The 17,347-nt window shown below is 64.8% G+C and carries 13 protein-coding genes; 2 read left to right on the top strand and 11 right to left on the bottom strand.

Going from position 1 to position 17,347, the window contains the following annotated elements:
* Positions 1 to 64 precede the first annotated feature (64 nt).
* The 8 genes from E3U47_RS04750 to E3U47_RS04715 form a co-directional block, all read right to left on the bottom strand.
* Positions 65 to 2,842, bottom strand: coding sequence for a dermonecrotic toxin domain-containing protein (locus E3U47_RS04750; RefSeq protein ID WP_134689857.1), 2,778 nt, complete (start codon positions 2,840 to 2,842; stop codon positions 65 to 67).
* Between the two features lie 66 nt (positions 2,843 to 2,908).
* Positions 2,909 to 3,094, bottom strand: coding sequence for a hypothetical protein (locus E3U47_RS04745; protein WP_134689856.1), 186 nt, complete (start codon positions 3,092 to 3,094; stop codon positions 2,909 to 2,911).
* Complete coding sequence (locus E3U47_RS04740) at positions 3,091 to 4,203, bottom strand: PepSY domain-containing protein (RefSeq protein WP_134689855.1); 1,113 nt, start codon at positions 4,201 to 4,203, stop codon at positions 3,091 to 3,093. The genes E3U47_RS04745 and E3U47_RS04740 overlap by 4 nt, the downstream gene beginning before the upstream one ends.
* 75 nt (positions 4,204 to 4,278) lie before the next feature.
* On the bottom strand, positions 4,279 to 6,711 hold the full coding sequence (locus E3U47_RS04735) for a TonB-dependent siderophore receptor (RefSeq protein ID WP_134689854.1): 2,433 nt from the start codon (positions 6,709 to 6,711) through the stop codon (positions 4,279 to 4,281).
* 152 nt (positions 6,712 to 6,863) lie between these two features.
* Positions 6,864 to 7,820 carry a FecR domain-containing protein gene (locus E3U47_RS04730; protein WP_134689853.1) on the bottom strand — a complete coding sequence of 319 codons (957 nt, stop codon included), beginning with the start codon at positions 7,818 to 7,820 and terminating at the stop codon, positions 6,864 to 6,866.
* Positions 7,817 to 8,335, bottom strand: coding sequence for an RNA polymerase sigma factor (locus tag E3U47_RS04725; protein WP_134689852.1), 519 nt, complete (start codon positions 8,333 to 8,335; stop codon positions 7,817 to 7,819). Before E3U47_RS04725 ends, E3U47_RS04730 begins: the two co-directional genes overlap by 4 nt.
* A 205-nt stretch (positions 8,336 to 8,540) precedes the next feature.
* Positions 8,541 to 9,251: a PolC-type DNA polymerase III gene (locus E3U47_RS04720; protein WP_134689851.1), complete on the bottom strand. Its 711-nt coding sequence runs from the start codon at positions 9,249 to 9,251 to the stop codon at positions 8,541 to 8,543.
* Positions 9,248 to 11,185, bottom strand: a complete 1,938-nt coding sequence (locus E3U47_RS04715) for a putative nucleotidyltransferase substrate binding domain-containing protein (protein ID WP_134689850.1) — start codon at positions 11,183 to 11,185, stop codon at positions 9,248 to 9,250. The genes E3U47_RS04720 and E3U47_RS04715 overlap by 4 nt, the downstream gene beginning before the upstream one ends.
* Positions 11,186 to 11,391: 206 nt before the next feature.
* On the opposite strand from E3U47_RS04715, the gene E3U47_RS04710 reads away from it, so the two are divergent.
* Positions 11,392 to 11,847, top strand: coding sequence for a response regulator (locus E3U47_RS04710; protein ID WP_256660225.1), 456 nt, complete (start codon positions 11,392 to 11,394; stop codon positions 11,845 to 11,847).
* A gap of 78 nt (positions 11,848 to 11,925) precedes the next feature.
* Here E3U47_RS04710 and E3U47_RS04705 read toward each other — a convergent pair whose 3' ends face one another.
* Positions 11,926 to 14,103, bottom strand: coding sequence for a malate synthase G (locus E3U47_RS04705; protein ID WP_134689848.1), 2,178 nt, complete (start codon positions 14,101 to 14,103; stop codon positions 11,926 to 11,928).
* A 457-nt stretch (positions 14,104 to 14,560) separates the two neighbouring features.
* Between E3U47_RS04705 and E3U47_RS04700 the strand changes: the two genes are divergently transcribed.
* Positions 14,561 to 15,079: a glycine cleavage system protein R gene (locus E3U47_RS04700; protein ID WP_134689847.1), complete on the top strand. Its 519-nt coding sequence runs from the start codon at positions 14,561 to 14,563 to the stop codon at positions 15,077 to 15,079.
* 304 nt (positions 15,080 to 15,383) lie between these two features.
* Here the strand turns inward: E3U47_RS04700 and rarD are convergent, their stop codons facing one another.
* Both rarD and E3U47_RS04690 read right to left on the bottom strand, forming a co-directional pair.
* The gene (gene rarD, locus E3U47_RS04695; RefSeq protein WP_134689846.1) at positions 15,384 to 16,271 is read right to left on the bottom strand and encodes an EamA family transporter RarD; all 888 of its coding nucleotides are present in this window, start codon (positions 16,269 to 16,271) and stop codon (positions 15,384 to 15,386) included.
* 64 nt (positions 16,272 to 16,335) lie between these two features.
* Complete coding sequence (locus E3U47_RS04690) at positions 16,336 to 17,310, bottom strand: serine/threonine protein kinase (RefSeq protein ID WP_134689845.1); 975 nt, start codon at positions 17,308 to 17,310, stop codon at positions 16,336 to 16,338.
* Positions 17,311 to 17,347 lie beyond the last annotated feature (37 nt).

Below are 17,347 nucleotides of genomic sequence, written 5' to 3'. Positions count from 1 at the left end.
GGCTGCAACCGTGCAGGAGCCGACCTTGCCGGCGAAGCCGGTGCCATCCTTCACGTCGCCGGGTTTATGCCAACGCCAGCCAGTCACTGCTGCGCCCGGCCTGGCGGATGCGGATCCGCCACGCCCCCTCGACCTTGCGCAGCACCGCCCAGGCCCCCACGGCACCTGGCACGCCTTGGGGCATCTGCAAGTGGTAATGCCCGGCCAGCAGATGCCTGCGCACGGGTAGCTGCCGGTCGTTGACTTGCAGGTACAGCACACCCTCGGCATCGAACAGCGCGGACTCCCCGTCCACCGGCATTCCATTTAGTTGGGACACCAATTGGCAGTCATCCAGCAGTTGCCGCACATTGGGTAGCCCGTCATGCCAAAGCACCGGCGAATCGATCACCCAGGTCCCGTCCTGCAGGCGCTTGAGTGGCTGTTTGATGTAGGCGTCTGGTTGCCTGGGGTCGCTCACACGCCACCGTTGCCCATCAAAACTGACGTGGTAGTGGCGCCCTTGGCCATCGCGGATGAAGTACTGGTTCAGTCCGGCGTTGGCACCGAGCTTTTCGAAGACCCCTTCGCCATGGATACCGTCGAGGCGATAGCGCAACGTGCTGGTTTCCACGGGCAGTGCATACCGTGGCGGCAGTGTCAGCGGCCGGGGCGGCGGCAGTCCCCGTATGGCACGCCGCATCAGCGTTGATCCGGAGAAACCCTTGACGCCAGCTGGTAGGGGGCTTACGCCATCGACCAGATTGTTCAGTGCGTCGAGCGAGTGGCTCAGGGCCGCGAACGCGTGATGCAAGGCTTCCTGTTGATTGTCCTCGCCCATGGCTTGCACCCCGTCGAGCACGGAGATGCACAACCGGCCGAACGCCAGCGCGGCCATGGCGGGGTAGGGCAGGGCCAGGCTGAGCAGGTCGAGCAGGATGCGCAACGTATCCAGGCCGACACGGCCGAGCAGTTCACGGTTGCTGCGGCTACTGGCATCGGTTTGCGCCATCAGGCCACGGACCTCGGCGCGATAGACCTCATCGAACAGGTTGCCGGTGATGAGTGGACGCCGCACATGCGGGCCGAGGCGCCCCTTGCGCAGCAGCTCGCCGGTTTTACTGGGGTTGGCCAGTGGCATGCGGTCGCTCACGTATTGGCGTAGCGCAGGGTTGCCGCGCAGGTCGCGCAGTACCTCGCGGGTTGTCCGATATTCCCGCCAGGGACGCCGGTCGGGTGCGTCTGGGGCATAGATCACCACGCTAGCGCTGTGGGGCGCATCCTGGGTGAGCAGGAGCAGGCCGTGCACGGTATGCCCCTTGAGGATCAACTGGCGCACGCTGATCCGCTCCCCCTCGGCGGTGAAACGTTCTGCACTGTGGGGGTGCTCGATCACGGCCCGTGCCCAGCGGTAGCCACGTTCCATCGTGCCAACCAGGAAGTGCCCGGCATAGCGGGCCTTGGCGGCCTCCGCGTGCATGCGCGCGCGGTTCAGGCGCGCATGGGCCTCGCGGCGCCACTGTGCGTGCCCCGAATCGAGCAGGTTGCGGCGCAGGAAACGGTTGTAGCTGGTGCCGGCGTCGAGATTGCGCACCAGGGCCTTGACCCGTGCCGGGGTCAACGCCGGTATGGCCTCGCCGTCATCCAGGTGTACCCGAGCGGTGAGCCAGTAGTCGACATCGAACCAGGCGATGTTGAGCAGGGCCAGTTGCTCGAGGCTGTAGGTCATGGGGATGAGCTCGACGGTTTCGTCTGCATGAGGCCGGCTGTTGACGGCAATGTATGCCGAGGGCTGCAAGGGGTTGACCAGCGGGCCCTTGCGGCGGGCGAGGGTGACGCTGACGCGGATGTCCTCGGGCGGGATATCGATGCCAGGGTTCCAGCGCAGGCCTTCGCCAAGGCGTGCGCGGACCCAGCTGAGCAGATCATGCTGGTGACGGAATTGCTCAAGCGTCAGTAACCCCGGCGCGCTGGCATGGGTGATGGCGCCAGCCAGCTCCTGCAGGGTTTGCATGACGTGCGCCAGTTGACCTGCTGACGCGTTGCGCAGCCAGTCGGGCAGATGCTTCTCCAGCAGCAGGGCGTAACGCGTGGCCAAGGGTAGCTGGCTGCCAATCTGGGCTTTCAGGTCCAGCAGGTCGGTGAGCACGCTCGATGCTGGGGGCCATGCGCTGGTGAGCCGGGTACGTTGGTGTTCGATCAGGGCCTGGGCCTGATAGGCGAAGGGATCGTCTGGGTACCATTCGTAGCGCAGGCGATCGGCCTGCTCAATGATCGCTCGGTCCGCGTCGCGGCTCACCAGGTTCAACAGTGCCTGGGATTGCAAAGGATCGTCGAGGCGTTCGCACAGCTCGACATGCAGGTCCATCAGGCTGGGGAAGGCTTCTATTCCATGGGGCAGGCTGCAGAGCAAGGCCTTGCCGCGGACCAGGCCCGGAATGACTTCGGCGCCCTGTGGGGCGGCGACGATCACCACGGTGCCGGGTAGATGGCAGCGTCGGTTCGGGGTGTGCGTGCTGAACCAGGGGCGAAAGACTTCTGCACGTGGTTGCGCGGTGGCTTGCCGCTGCCAGGCCGAGGGATAGGCCAGGCAGGTGCGCAGGAGGAGTTCGTCGGTGTCATCGAGGGTTGCATCGGCCAGGCGCAGTTCGAGTTCTGCCTGTATTTGCTGTTGGCGTAGCTGGGCTAGGGCTTGCTGGCGGCGCACCCCATCGCTGCCCTGGGTACTCCAGAAACTGGCCAGCTCGCTGAAGAAGTGCTGACGCTGCTGTTGTGGGGCGAGATTGGGGTCGAGGCTGGGTTGGCCCTGTTGCAGCTCGCTGATGCGCGCGTCAAGGGCCGTGAGGCGTTCGAGAGGGGTCATGATCGGGCTCCTGGCGGGTCAAGCACCCACCATGCCGATGACTGGCCTGGTCGAGGTGGTAGCCGGCTATGGTTGCCGGCGTCGCCAGAAGCCGCTCAGCCCCAGTGCCGCCGAGAGCCCCAGGCCTAGCCAGGCCAGGCCGTCCCAGATGCCGTCGCCGAGCAGCGCGGCGAACAGACCGGCGCCGCTGAGCAGGGCGATCAGCAGTGGCCAGGCGAAAATCCTGCGGGTTGATTGCGAGGCATGGCTCATGAGCGTGGCTCCCTTGGTTTACGCTGTTTACCCCACCACAGGTACAGGCCGCTGCACAGCACGACGATGGTCAGTACATCGAGCAGCGCCCAGAGAATCTGCATCGGCCGGCCGCCGTAGTCGCCGAAGTGCAAGGGTTGCGACAGGCCCATGGCGTCCATGTACCAGGGGCGATCGCCGACGGCGGTCACCTCGAGGGTGCGGGCGTCGATCAGCACTGGCGTGAACAGGTGCGCGCTCAGGTGCGTGGCGCCGTTCATGAACACCGCGTAATGGTGTTCGCTGGAGAAGCGCGTGCCAGGGAAGGCGATGAAATCCGGGCGCATGCCGGGCGCGGCCTGTTCGGCGATCGTCAGCAGCCGGGTGGCCGCGGCGCGTTCGGTGAGCGGCGGGGCATCGCGGTAGGGAGCGACCATGGCCGCCAGGCTGTCGTTGCGCCAGGCGGCGATCACCAGGTCCGACAGGGCACTGATCACCCCGGTGACACCGACCACCAGGGCCCAGGTCAGGGTGACCACGCCGATCAGGTTGTGCAGGTCGAGCCAGCGCAGGCGCGTGGACTTGTCGTGGCGCACCGTGGCGAACTTCAAGCGGCGCATGAACGGTGCGTAAAGCACGGTGCCAGAGACGATCGCCACCACGAACAATACGCCCATGAAGGCCAGCAGCAACTTGCCGGGCAGGCCGGCGAACATGTCCACGTGCAGGCGCAGGAAGGTCATCATCAAGCCGCCGTTGGCCGCTGGCATGGCCACGGCCTCGCCGGTGCGGGCGTCGAGCATGAAGGTGTGAGACAAGTCGGGGTGGGTGCCGGCGGTGGCGGCCATGATCGCCACCACGCCGTTGGGTTCGTCTGCTTCGTAGCCGAAGTACTGCATCACCTCGCCGGGGCGGTGCTGCTCGGCCTTGAGCACCAGTTGTTGCAGGTCCAGGTGCGGGGTGCCGGCGGGCATCTCGCGCAGTTCGGGAGCGTCGCCCAGCAGGTGTTCCAGTTCGTGGTGGAAGATCAGCGGCAGGCCGGTCAGTGCCAGTAGCAGCAGGAACAGCGTGCACACCAGGCTGCTCCAGGTATGGATCGCCGACCAGCGGCGGATGGTTAGGCTTTTCATCACGGCTCCTTACGCAATCGCGGGTCTAGTCCGCTCCCACGATCTGTAGGAGCGGACTAGACCCGCGATGCCCACTCAGAACTTGTAGGTGGCGCTGGCGACGACGCTACGCTGATCGCCGTAGTAGCAGTAGTACCCATCGCAAGTGGAGAGGTAGTCCTTGTTCAGCAGGTTGCTGGCGTTGATGGCCACCGAGGCGCCCTTGAGGCTGTTGTCCAGGCGGCCCAGGTCATAGTGCACGGCGGCGTCGAACACAGTGTAGGCCTTGCTCTTGCCGAGCCAGGTATTGGCTTCGTCACCGTAGCGATTGCCGGTGTAACGTGCGCCCAAGCCAATGCCGAAGCCGTCAAGCACACCGGTATGCCAGGTGTAGTCGGCCCACAAGGAGGCCTGCTGGTTGGGCATCTGTTGCAGGCGGTTGCCTTTGTACTGCCCTTTCTGGACTTCGGACTTGGCCAGGGTGTAGGCGGCGATCACCTTGAGGTTGTCGGTGACGTCCGAGACCGCCTCAAGCTCCAGGCCGTGGACTTTCACTTCACCCGTCTGGCTGGAGACGGGCTTTCCACCCACGTTGTTGGTGACGGTCACGTTTTTCTGGGTGAGGTCATACACAGCGGCGGACAACAAAGTGTTGGAACCAGGGGGTTGGTACTTGATACCCAGTTCCCACTGCTTGCCTTCGGTGGGCTTGAACGACTTTTCAGGGCTGGCTTCAGAGCCGCTGCTCGGCTGGAATGACTCGGCGTAGGACAGGTAGGGGACGAAGCCTGAATCGAATACGTAGCTGAGCGCCGCGTTGCCGCTGAACTGCTTGTCGCGTTGGGTGTTGGTGGCATCACCCAGGTTGTGGAAGGTGGTGCCAGTGTGTACCCAGTCCTCGCGCCCGCCCAGGGTCAGGCGCCATTTGTCGAGTGCCATCTGGTCCTGGAGGTAGAGCCCGGTCTGGACGGTTTTCTGGTTGTAGTCCAGGTAAGCCGAGGAACGGGGCGGTCGGGTGATCGGCAAACCGTACACCGGATTATTGACGTTGGTGGTCGGTAGTCCGAAGCCATAGATGGAGAGGAAGTCGGACTCGGTGCGCTGATGGTCCAGGCCGATCAGCACGGTGTGGCTGATGTCGCCGGTAGTGAAGTCGGCCTGGAAATTGTTGTCGAGGGCGAACTGGCTGATGTCTTCATCGACGTTGGTGGACATGCGATTGGCAATGCCGTCATCGGTGACTGGAGGGGTGTCCTTGTTGTAGCTGCCGACGGTGATGGTCTGGAACGACAGTTCACTCTTGGTGTAGCGCAGGTTCTGGCGGAATTGCCAGACATCGTTGAAACGATGCTCGAAGGCATAACCCAGGGCGTAGTAAGTGCGGTCGTAGAACTCGTAGTCCGGATCGCCAAGATTCTTGTGGCGGGAGATCTTGCCGAATGGCATGTCGATCTTGGTGCCTTGTATGGGGTAGAACTGGCTGGTGGCGCCGGTATCGTCACGGGTGAACTGGCTGAGGAAGGTCAGCGAGGTGTCTTCGTCGATGTTCCAGGTCAGGCTTGGGGCGATGTTGTAGCGTTTGTTCTCGATATGGTCGATCTGCGTACCGCTGTCGCGCACGACACCGCTGATGCCATAGAGGAACTGACCTTGCTCATCGATCTTGCCGGTGCTGGCGAAGTTGATCTGGCGGTGATTGTCGCTGCCGTACTGGAGCTGGATCTCGTGGCTGCTTTCTGCCTGTGGGCGGCGGCTGACCATGTCCAGCAGACCGCCGGGCGGGGTCTGGCCGTAGACCGACGAGGCCGGGCCGCGCAACAGCGCGAGGCGGTCGAGGTTCCAGGTTTCGGCTTTCGGGTTGGCATACACGCCGCGAGGCAGGGGCAGGCCATCGAGGAACTGGGTCGGCTCGAAACCGCGCACGCGCATCCAGTCATAGCGGGTGTCGCTGCCGAAACTGGCCGAGACGATGCCCGGCATGTACTTCACCGCGTCATCCAGGCTTTGCACGCCGCGGTCGCTCATCTGCTGGCGGGTGGCGACGGAAATGGAGCGTGGGACTTCGACCAGTGCGGTGTCGGTCTTGGTACCGGCGGCTGTGCGTTTGGCGGTATAGCCCTCGACCGGTCCCCAGGCGCTTTCGTAGCTGCTGTTGGCGTTGATATTGGTTTCCGGCAGCGCCAGGGTGCCCTCAGAGACGGCCACCAGGCTATAGCTGCCGGCGCTGCCCTGCTGCAATTGCAGTCCGGTGCCGCGCAGGGCTGCCTGCATGGCGCCGAGGGCATCGTACTGGCCGTTGACGGGGGCCGAGGCGCGGCCCTGGACCAGGCTCGGGTCAATGGCCAGGGCAATGCCGGCCTGGCTGGCGATCTGGTTGAGGGTGCTGGCCAGCGGGCCGCTGGGCAGGTTGTAGGCTTGTGGCACCGCCTGTTCGGCGGCGAACAGGGCCGGGCTGGCCAACGGGGCGGCCAGGCCAATGGCCAGGGCCATCAGGCTGGGGCGAAGCAAAGCATCAACGGCACGGGACATGCAGCGGCTCCTCGACGAAATAGTGCTGACTGCTTCCTTGCCGAGCGAGAGTGGGAAAGTGACAGGGGGGGCGTGAAAAAAAATGCGACTGATTTGCACAAGCCTTTGCGAGCCGGCAAGCCAGCTCTTACAAAGGGCTGTTAGGTGTGGGTTTATCTGGCGGTGACGGTCACCCACCACGGCGTGTGCCGTTCGATCTTCACTGGCAGCGCCGGCAGCAGCGAGGCCAGGGCCAGGTCGGTGTCGGCCAGCGGGAAGCTACCGCTCACGCGCAGGTCGGCCACCTCGTCGGCGACGCCCAGGTGGCCGCTGCGGTATTGGCCGAGGGTGGCCAGCAGCTCGGCCAGGCGCACGTTGTCCACAACCAGCATGCCGCGGGTCCAGGCATCGCTGCCCGGCGCCACTGGGGCAACCCGGCCCAGGCCGTCGGCGCTCATCAACACTTGCTGGCCCTCGCGTAGCACTTGTTCATCGCCGCTGTTCTGCGGCTTGGCGGCTACCGAGGCCTGCAGCACCTCCAGGCGGGTGCCCTGGTCTTCGCGCTTGACCAGGAAGCGCGTGCCCAACGGCCTCAGGCGGCCTTCCTCGGTGCGTACCAGCAGCGGCCGGGTGTCCTCATGGCCGGTCTCGACCGAGATTTCACCCTGGTGCAGCACGATCAGCCGCTGTTCGCCCTGGAAGTCGATGTCCACCGCCGTCTGGGTGTTCAGGCTCAGCAAGGTGCCGTCTTCCAGGCGCAGGGTGCGCATTTCGCCGGTGCCGGTGCGCTGGTCGGCCAACCAGTAGGTCGGTGCCAAGGTCGGAACCCCGGCACCGAGCAGCAAGCCAGCCAGCAGCAACAGGCCGGCCAGGCCACCGCCTAACCCGCCCAGACGCTGGCGCAGGCCAGCGCGCGACTGCATCAGGGTATGCCGCACCGGGCCGGCGGCGGCCTGCACGCGTTGATCGAGGGCGCCCAGCTGGCGCCAGGCGCGGGCGTGCTCCTCATGGGCGGCATGCCAGCGCATGAAATCGTTGCGCTCATCCGGGGTACCGCTACCTTCATCCAGGCACAGCTTCCAGGCGATGGCCGCTTCCAGCACCTCGCTGGACACTGGGGCATGGTTCATGTCGGGTCCCCGTACAGGGCGATGTAGCACTGGCGCAGGCCCTGGGCGAGGTACTGGCGCACGCGGGACACAGACACCCCCAGGCGCTCGGCGATCTCGGCGTGGCCGAGGCCGTCCAGGCGGTTGTACAGGAAGGCCGCGCGGGCCTTGCTCGACAGCTTGCCGAGCAAGCGGTCGATGGCCTTGAGGTCTTCGAGGATCAGGTGCTGGAGTTCAGGGGAGGGCTGTTCGGCTTCTGGTGCCCGTGCCAGTTCCGCCAAGTAGGCCTGCTCGAGGGCGGCGCGGCGAAAGTGGTCGAACAGCAGGCCCTTGGCCACGGCTGCCAGGAATGCCCGGGGTTCACGGGGGGTGTCCAGCTGGTCGCGTCCCAGCAGGCGCACGAAGGTGTCCTGGCTCAGGTCCTCGGCGCGCTGGCGACAGGCGGTGCTGCGCTGTAGCCAGGCGAGCAGCCAGCCGCGATGGTCGCGATACAGCGTCCCGACCAGCTCGGCATGTGGACTGTGCGCAGACGTCAAGGAACGCCCCCCGGAAAAATATACGTTAACTAACGATAATTATTCGCGATTGTGGCAGAGGCGAGGGTGGTGGCGCAATTGACGCTTATCGGATTGCCAGCATGGCAGAGGCTGCAATAGCAAACGTTTTGCGATTCTATGCAGGCTAGGTGTAACTCCTGTAGGCGCGGCCTCGGCAAGGCCGCTCCCGGGGGCGATGCATGAGTCAGAAGCTGTGCTGCTGGACCTTGCGTCGCTGCCATTGGCCAAGCCGCTGACGCAGTTGCAGTGGGCTGTCCAATTGCTGGCGGCGAGCCTGGCTGAACAGGATCAACGCCAGCTCGGCGGTCACCTGGGCGTCGGCGCTGGCATGGTGGCGAGCCTGCACTTCAAGGCCGAAACGGGCGATCCAGTCGTCCAGCCCGGCTTCGCGCAGCACGGTGTCGGGGTTGAGCATCGGCGCCAGGTCGGCGACATCCAGGAACGCATGCTGCAGGCGCAGGCCCAGGCTGCCTTTCACGGCGCGTTCGAGCATGCGCTGGTCGAACGGCGCATGGAACGCCAGTACCGGGCTGTCGCCGATGAATTCCAGCAACTCCAGCAGTGCCTCGGCCGGGTCGCAGCCGGCGGCCAGGGCGCTAGGGCCCAGGCCGTGGATCAGCACGCTGGCGTTGGTCTTCTGTTCAGGGCGGTGCAGGGTACGTTCGAACGGACGGCCCAGGTCGATGGCGCCGTCCTCGATGGCCACTGCGCCAATCGACAGGACCTGGTCGCGGTTGGGGTTCAGGCCGCTGGTTTCCAGGTCGAGTACCACCCAGCGCTGTTCGCGCAGCGAGCACACCGCCGCCGGTGCCGGGCGCGGCAAGCGGGCCAGGCGCTGGCGCAGCGGTGCGGCCAGTTCGGGCATGGGCTGGCGTAGCCAGGCGAACAGCTTCACAGCTGGTACCGCAGGGCCAGGCTGCTCTGCAGGCGTTGGGCCTGGCGCAGGGACTCGCGCAGGATGCGCCGGTCCAGGTGGTTGAGGCTGTCAGGGTCGAGCCGGTTGGAGTACGCCAGGTTGTCGCGGCTCTGGCGCTGGTGCTGTTGCATGCGGGTCTGCTGGATGAAGTGGTAGGCCTCTTCATAGGCGGCGCCATCCAGCGCCTCGATGACGCCCTTGGCCACTAGCTGGCGCAGGCGTTCAAGGGTGTTGCAGGCGCCAATGCCGTTGGCCAGGGCCAGCAATCGGGCGCCGTCGACGAAGGGGGTCAGGCCCTGCACCTTGAGGTCGAGGGTGGCGGCCTTGTCGTCGCCCTGGCGGGTCAGCACGAACTCGCGCAGGCGCCCCACCGGCGGGCGCTGGCGCAGGGCGTTGTCGGCCATCATGCGCTGGAACAGGCGGTTGTCGGCAACCTGTTCCAGCACGGCCTGGCGCAGCTGCTCGCAGCCTTGCTCGTCACCCCAGACCACGCGCAGGTCGAAATAGATGCTCGAGCCCAGCAGGTTTTCCGGGCTGGCCTCGCGCACGAAGCCGGCGAAGCGCCGCGCCCATTCGCCACGCGACAGGCACAGTTCGGGGTTGCCGGCCATCACGTTGCCCTTGCACAGGGTGAAGCCGCACTGTGCCAGGTTGTGGTTGATGCATTGGGCCAGCGGCAGCAGCCTGGCGCGAATCGCCTCGGCCTCGGCGTGGTCGCGGGCCTCGAACAGCATGCCGTTGTCCTGGTCGGTGTGCAGGGTCTGCTCGCGGCGGCCTTCGCTGCCGAAGCACAGCCAGCTGAACGGTACGCCAGGGTCGCCGCGCTCGGCGATGGCCAGCTCGATCACCCGGCACACGGTGTGGTCGTTGAGCAGGGTGATGATCTGGGTAATCTGCGTGGAGGAGGCGCCGTGGGCGAGCATGCGCTCAACCAGCTGGCCGATCTCGCCGCGCAGCGATACCAGGTTGTCCAGGCGTGGCGCGTGGCGGATGGTGCGCGCCAGGTGCACCAGGTCGACCCGTTGCAGGGAAAACAGGTCGCGTTCGGAGATCACTCCGCACAAGCGCTGGTTCTCCACCAGGCAGACGTGGGCGATATGCCGCTCGGTCATCGCCATGGCGGCGTCGAAGGCGCTGGCCTGGGGGCTGAGGTAGAAGGGGCGGGGTGTCATGTAGCGTTCGATCGGCGCGGTCAGTTCGGCGCTTGGGTCCGCCACTACCTGGCGCAGGTCGCGCAGGGTGAAGATGCCCCTAGGGTAGCGCTGCGCGTCGACGATGACGATGCTGCCGACCTGCTGTTCGTGCATCAGGTGCACGGCTTCGCGCAGCGGGGTGTTGGCGGCGCAGACCACGGGATGGCGCAGCGCCAGTTCGCCCAGCGGGGTGTTCAGCGAGTACTGGGTGCCGAGGGTTTCCACCGCGCGCTGGCGCACTTGCTGGTTGACCTGGTCGAGCAGGCTGCTGACGCCGCGCAAGGCGAAGTCGCGGAACACGTCGGACATCGAGAACAGCCGAATGAACGCGGCCTTGTTCAGTTGCAGGCAGAAGGTATCCTCGCCGGCCAAATGCTCGGTGCGGGTCGCCCGTTCACCCAGCAGCGCGGCCAAAGGGAAGCATTCGCCGCTGGTGATCTCGAAGGTGGTCTCGGTGCCTGGCTTGGTCACGTGGTGGCGTTCGCCGACCACCCGGCCCTGCTTGACGATGTAGAAGTGCTCGACCGGCCCGTCGGCGGGCTTGATGATGCTTTCGCCGCCCGCGTAGAAGCGCAGCTGGCACTGTTCCACCAGGTAGGCCAGGTGGCTGTGTTCCATCTGGTTGAACGGCGGGAAGCGCTGCAGAAATTGCAGGGTTCCCTGGATGTTCTGCAGTACCGCAGTCCTGCCGGCCTGGGTGTAGGCGTCCTTTTTGCTCATGAAGCTGACCGTATCGCTACGCCGAACTATATATATCTATGTATAGAGGTCGGCTTTGTTGTTCTCGGCCTCCATGGTCGGCTGGCCGTCCTGTGGTGCCCATTGGACGTAAGTCTAGAGCGGGCGCTGTCAAAGACCCGACGAAAGGCTAACCGGGTGACGCAACTTTTGCGGTCCTAAGCTGCGAACGAGATTTTTTTGACGAGATGGCCATGGCTGAGCATGACGACATCCTGAGTGACGCCGAGCGCGAGGCGCTGGCCGGGGTGACTGCGCCTGTCGCGCCGAGGCCCGTGGTACTGGTGGTCGACGATAACCCAGTGAACAGCGAGGCGTTGAGCCTGTACCTGAAGAGCCGGGGTATAGCCTGCATGACGGCCGATGGGGCGCAGGAGGCCATGCTCAAGCTGCATTACGAGCCGCGTATCGCGCTGATGATCACTGATCTGCGCATGGAGCCGGCGGATGGCCTGGAGCTGATCCATCAGGTACGTGAGTCGGAGCGGGCGGCGCTGTCGATCATCGTGGTGTCGGGCGACACCGATGTGAAGGAGGCGGTGGACGTGATGCACCTGGGGGTGGTGGATTTCCTGCTAAAACCGGTGGACCTGGGGAAGCTCCTGGAGCTGGTGCGACGTGAGTTGAGAATGGATCAGGTCTGAAAACGATCGCGGGGCAAGCCCGCTCCCACGCTGCAGAGGCGTGGGAGCGGGCTTGCCCCGCGATGCGTTGCTGGCTGTTTACAGCCCGTTGCGCGCCTTGAACTCGCGACGACGGCGGTGCAGCACTGGCTCGGTGTAGCCGTTCGGCTGTTTGGCGCCTTCGATCACCAGTTCGATCGCCGCCTGGAACGCGATGTTGTCATCGAAGTTCGGCGCCATCGGCCGGTACAGGGCGTCACCGGCGTTCTGCTTGTCGACCACCGCGGCCATGCGCTTGAGGCTTTCCAGCACCTGGTCCTGGGTGACCACGCCGTGGCGTAGCCAGTTGGCCAGCAACTGCGCCGAGATGCGCAGGGTGGCGCGGTCTTCCATCAGGCCGACATCGTTGATGTCCGGCACTTTCGAGCAACCCACGCCCTGGTCGATCCAGCGCACCACATAGCCGAGGATGCCCTGGGCGTTGTTGTCCAGCTCGTTGCGGATCTCGTCGGCAGACCAATTGGTGTTGGCCGCCAGCGGGATGCTCAGGATGTCGTCGACCGAAGCCGGGGTGCGGCTGGCCAGCTCGCGCTGACGGGCCTGCACGTCGACCTTGTGGTAGTGCAGGGCGTGCAGGGTGGCGGCGGTCGGCGATGGTACCCAGGCGGTGTTGGCACCGGCCAGCGGGTGGGCGATCTTCTGCTCGAGCATGGCGGCCATCAGGTCGGGCATGGCCCACATGCCCTTGCCGATCTGCGCGCGGCCCTGCAGGCCTGTGGCCAGGCCGATGTCTACGTTGTTGTTCTCGTAGGCGCCGATCCACTTCTCGTTCTTCATGGCGCCCTTGCGCACCACGGCGCCGGCTTCCATCGAGGTGTGGATCTCGTCGCCGGTGCGGTCGAGGAAACCGGTGTTGATGAACGCCACGCGCTCGGCGGCGGCCTTGATGCAGGCCTTGAGGTTGACCGTGGTGCGGCGCTCCTCGTCCATGATGCCGACCTTGACGGTGTTGCGCGGCATGCCCAGCAGGTCTTCGACGCGGCTGAAAATCTCGGCGGCGAAGGCCACTTCCTCGGGGCCGTGCATCTTCGGCTTGACGATGTACACGCTGCCGGTGCGGGTGTTCTTGCGGCTGGTGTTGCCGTTGAGGTTGTGCAGGGCGATCAGGTTGGTGAACAGGCCGTCCTGGATGCCCTCGGGGATCTCGTTGCCCTGGGCGTCGAGGATCGCCGGGTTGGTCATCAGGTGGCCAACGTTGCGCACGAACAGCAACGAGCGACCATGCAGGGTCACGCTGCCGCCGTTGGGCGCGGCGTATTCGCGGTCCGGGTTCATGGTGCGGGTGAAGGTCTTGCCACCCTTGCTCACGCTTTCGGCCAGGTCGCCCTTCATCAGGCCCAGCCAGTTGCGGTAGACGATGACCTTGTCGTCGGCATCGACCGCGGCGACCGAGTCTTCGCAGTCCATGATGGTGGTCAGCGCCGACTCCATCAGGATGTCCTTCACGCCGGCGGCGTCGGTGCTGCCGACCGGGGTGCTGGCGTCGACCTGGATCTCGAAGTGCAGGCCGTTGTGCTTGAGCAACACGGCTGTCGGCGCCTTGGCGTCGCCATGGAAACCGATCAGTTGGGCGTCGTCGCGCAGGCCGCTGTTGCTACCGCCCTTGAGGGCAACCACCAACTTGCCGGCTTCGATGCGGTAGCCGGTGGAGTCGACATGAGAGCCAGCGGCCAGGGGCGCGGCTTCGTCGAGGAAGGCGCGGGCGAAGGCGATTACCTTGTCGCCACGTACCTTGTTGTAGCCCTGGCCTTTCTCTGCACCGCCTTCGTCGCTGATGGCGTCGGTGCCGTAGAGGGCGTCATACAGCGAACCCCAACGGGCGTTGGCGGCGTTCAGGGCGAAGCGGGCGTTCATCACCGGAACCACCAGCTGTGGGCCGGCCATCACGGCGATTTCTTCGTCGACGTTCTGCGTGGTGGCCTGGAAATCGTCGGCTTGTGGCAGCAGGTAGCCGATTTCCTGGAGGAAGCTTTTGTAGGCCGCGGCGTCGTGTGCCTGGCCCTGACGTGCCTGGTGCCAGGCGTCGATCTTGGCTTGCAGCTCGTCGCGCTTGGCGAGCAGGGCTTTGTTCTTTGGAGCGAGGTCTTTAATGATCTCTGCCGCCCCGGCCCAGAACTCATCGGCCTTGATGCCGGTTCCAGGGATCGCTTCATCGTTGACGAAGTCGTACAGGGCCTTGGCGACCTGAAGGCCACCGACTTGAACGTATCCAGTCATTGCTTGCCTCACCTCTGCTCAGCTATTTCGCTTTCGCTCTTCTGTATTAAGCCTGTAGCGCTTCTCTAAACACGGCACCAGTGCATGCCCTCGGCATCGAGCGCGGCTGGGTGCGGCTCGCCAGACAGGCTGGCGGGCGGTTGGCGTATTTTCACAGGCGCCTTGGCAGACTTCCAAACGACGTTTTGTAGTCCGCGTCGATGCATACTACATGAAGCAGCAGGCAGGTAAACATCAGACTAGAAACGTCGTTGCGCGACCGATCAGTCGCATAGGGTCACGCTGGGAGAACGTATGTTCGCAAAAAACAGGTGGATTGTTCCAGATAAATCTTGAAACAGTACACGATTCATTCGGCGGACTGTCCTGCGGCAGGTTGCCGCGCCTTGCCTATACTGATGCGATCCCCAATTCATGGCCGTTCGCGACGGCCCGAGCTTAGTAGAAGGAGTGGCCCGTGGACCATCTCGTACTCACCGTGATCGCTCCCGACAAGGCCGGGCAGGTCGAACGTATCGCCCAGTGCATTGCCGATCACAATGGCAACTGGCTGGAAAGCCGCATGTCGCGCATGGCCGGGCAGTTCGCCGGGATCCTGCGGGTGGCGGTGCCGGCGGAGAACTATGCCGAGCTGGTCGAGTCGCTGCAGAAGCTGGGCGACCACGGCATTCGAGTGTTGATCGCCGAAAGCGGCATCGAGCCGTCCTGCACCTGGAAGCCGATCGCCATGGAACTGGTGGGCAACGACAGGCCCGGCATCGTTCGCGACATTACTCGCCTGCTGGCAGAGCTTGGGGTGAACGTGGAACGTCTGAGCACCGAGGTGCGCCCGGCGCCGATGAGCAGCGAGCCGTTGTTCCAGGCCGATGCGCTGCTGGCGCTGCCCTTGACCTTGTCGCTGGATGATTTGCAGGCAAGGTTGGAGAGCCTGGCGGATGATCTGATGGTGGAGTTGCGGCTGCGGCCGGAGGAGTGATTTAAGATTGCCGGGGCCGCTTCGCGCCCCATCGCGACACAAGGCCGCTCCTACAGGGGATCTCGATTTCCTGTAGGAGCGGCCCTGCGGTGGTTATCCCGATTTTGCGGGGAAGCCCCTGTGGATAAGCTGGGGGCGCTACGCTGGAGGCCAGTAACAGCAAGGCCTGGCGAGATTTGAGCAAAAAACGTCCACTATTCAGTAGCTTGTGCACAAACGGCGGGGACGAGGGTGTGGATAACCTTTGGAGCGCTTGCTGCAGGCCACGGATTCCGTGGCTCGCAGCTGTTTGATCATTAATTGATCAGGCGCGCTTGCGCAAACTCAGCCAGGCATCGACGCTGTACACCGCCAGCCCCGCCCAGATGCACGCGAACGCCAGCAGGTTGCTGGAGGTCAGGTGCTCATCGAACAGCCACACCGCCTGCAGCAGCACCAAGGTTGGCGCCAGGTACTGCAGGAAGCCCAGGGTGGTATAGGGCAGATGGCGTGCGGCGGCATTGAAGCACACCAGCGGCACCAGGGTGACCGGGCCGGCCGCGATCAGCCATAACGCTTCGCTGCTGCTGAAGAACTCGGCATTGGCGCTGCTGGCGCTCGGGTGCAGCAACAGCCAGCCGATGGCCAGCGGCACCAGCATCCAGGTTTCCACCACCAACCCGGGCAATGCCTGTACCGGCGCCTGTTTGCGGATCAAGCCGTAGAAGCCGAACGACAACGCCAGGGCCAGCGACACCCACGGCAGGCTGCCGACTTGCCAGACCTGCTGGGCCACCCCAAGGGCGGCCAAGCCCACGGCCAGCCACTGCAGGCGGCGCAGGCGCTCGCCGAGCAGCAGCATGCCCAGCAGCACATTGATCAATGGATTGATGTAGTACCCGAGGCTGGCCTCGAGCATGCGCCCGTTGTTCACCGCCCATACGTAGGTCAGCCAGTTGCCGGCGATCAGCGCGCCGCTGAGCGCCAGGATCGCCAGACGCCGTGGGTTCTCGCGCAGTTCGCGCCACCAGCCGGGGTGTTTCCACACCAGTAGCAGTAGCGAGCCGAACAACGCCGACCAGAGCACCCGGTGGACGATGATCTCCACCGCCGGGACGCTCTGGATGGCTTTGAAGTACAGGGGGAACAGGCCCCAGATGATGTAGGCGCCGAGGCCCAGAATGTACCCGCGGCGCGGGTTGGCGGCGTGCATGCAGAATCCTTGCTTAGGTAGCTAAATAAAGCGACGCCTATTGTAGACAGCGCCTGGCGCAGATCTAGAACAATTTCAGCGGTTCTTCATCCAGGGCGGCGAGCTGCTCGCGCAGGGCGAGAATCTGGTCGCCCCAGTAGCGTGGCTGGCCGAACCAGGGGAAGCTCGGCGGGAACGCCGGGTCGTCCCAGCGCCGTGCCAGCCAAGCGCTGTAGTGCAGTTGGCGCAGGGCGCGCAGTGGCTCTATCAGGGCCAACTCGCGCGGGTCGAAGTCGTGGAACTCGTTGTAGCCGTCGACCAGTTCGGCCAGTTGCCCCAGGCGCTCCTCGCGGCTGCCAGCAAGCATCATCCACAGGTCCTGCACCGCCGGGCCCATGCGGCAGTCGTCGAGATCGACCATGTGGTAGATATCGTCGCGATGCATCAGGTTGCCCGGGTGCAGGTCGCCGTGCAGGCGGATCAACTGATGCGGCGTGCGGGCGTAGAGGTCCTCGACGCGCTTGAGCAAGTCGCGGGCGACCGATTCGAAGGCCGGCAGCAGTTCCTTGGGGACGAAGCTGCCATCCAGCAGGGTGTTCAACGAGGCGTGGCCGAAGTTGTCCACAGCCAGGTGCTCACGGTGCACGAAGGGCCGGGTGGCGCCTACGGCATGCAGGCGGCCAAGCAACTGGCCGAGGCGGTACAACTGGTCGAGGTTGCCAGGCTCCGGCGCATGGCCGCCGCGGCGTGGGAACAGGGCGAAGCGAAAGCCGGCGTGTTCGAAGAGTGACCGGCCCTCATGTTGCATTGGCGCCACCACCGGCACTTCGTGCTCGGTGAGTTCGGCGCTGAAGGCGTGCTCTTCGATAATGGCCGCATCGCTCCAGCGCCCGGGGCGGTAGAACTTGGCGATCAGCGGTTGTTCGCCTTCGATGCCCACCTGGTAGACGCGGTTCTCGTAGCTGTTGAGGGCCAGCACCCGGGCATCGCTGAGAAAACCGAGGCTTTCCACGGCGTCGAGGACCAGATCGGGGGTGAGGGTATCGAAAGGGTGGGACATGCAAGCTCCAGGCACGGGACAGCGTGGGCGCATGGTA

Origin of the sequence: Pseudomonas sp. RIT623 (assembly GCF_004519305.1) — a bacterium.
Lineage (GTDB): Bacteria > Pseudomonadota > Gammaproteobacteria > Pseudomonadales > Pseudomonadaceae > Aquipseudomonas.
The sequence above is the reverse complement of the archived record's forward strand: the minus strand, read 5'-3'. Positions and strand labels throughout refer to the sequence as shown.

Bases quoted from the DNA above. Each gene is read 5' to 3' on its own strand.
- E3U47_RS04705 (WP_134689848.1), bottom strand. From the start codon at position 14,103: ATGACTGGATACGTTCAAGTCGGTGGCCTTCAGGTCGCCAAGGCCCTG.
- E3U47_RS04715 (WP_134689850.1), bottom strand. From the start codon at position 11,185: ATGAGCAAAAAGGACGCCTACACCCAGGCCGGCAGGACTGCGGTACTG.
- E3U47_RS04750 (WP_134689857.1), bottom strand. From the start codon at position 2,842: ATGACCCCTCTCGAACGCCTCACGGCCCTTGACGCGCGCATCAGCGAG.
- E3U47_RS04735 (WP_134689854.1), bottom strand. From the start codon at position 6,711: ATGTCCCGTGCCGTTGATGCTTTGCTTCGCCCCAGCCTGATGGCCCTG.
- E3U47_RS04740 (WP_134689855.1), bottom strand. From the start codon at position 4,203: ATGAAAAGCCTAACCATCCGCCGCTGGTCGGCGATCCATACCTGGAGC.
- E3U47_RS04690 (WP_134689845.1), bottom strand. From the start codon at position 17,310: ATGTCCCACCCTTTCGATACCCTCACCCCCGATCTGGTCCTCGACGCC.
- E3U47_RS04730 (WP_134689853.1), bottom strand. From the start codon at position 7,820: ATGAACCATGCCCCAGTGTCCAGCGAGGTGCTGGAAGCGGCCATCGCC.
- rarD (WP_134689846.1), bottom strand. From the start codon at position 16,271: ATGCACGCCGCCAACCCGCGCCGCGGGTACATTCTGGGCCTCGGCGCC.
- E3U47_RS04745 (WP_134689856.1), bottom strand. From the start codon at position 3,094: ATGAGCCATGCCTCGCAATCAACCCGCAGGATTTTCGCCTGGCCACTG.
- E3U47_RS04710 (WP_256660225.1), top strand. From the start codon at position 11,392: ATGGCCATGGCTGAGCATGACGACATCCTGAGTGACGCCGAGCGCGAG.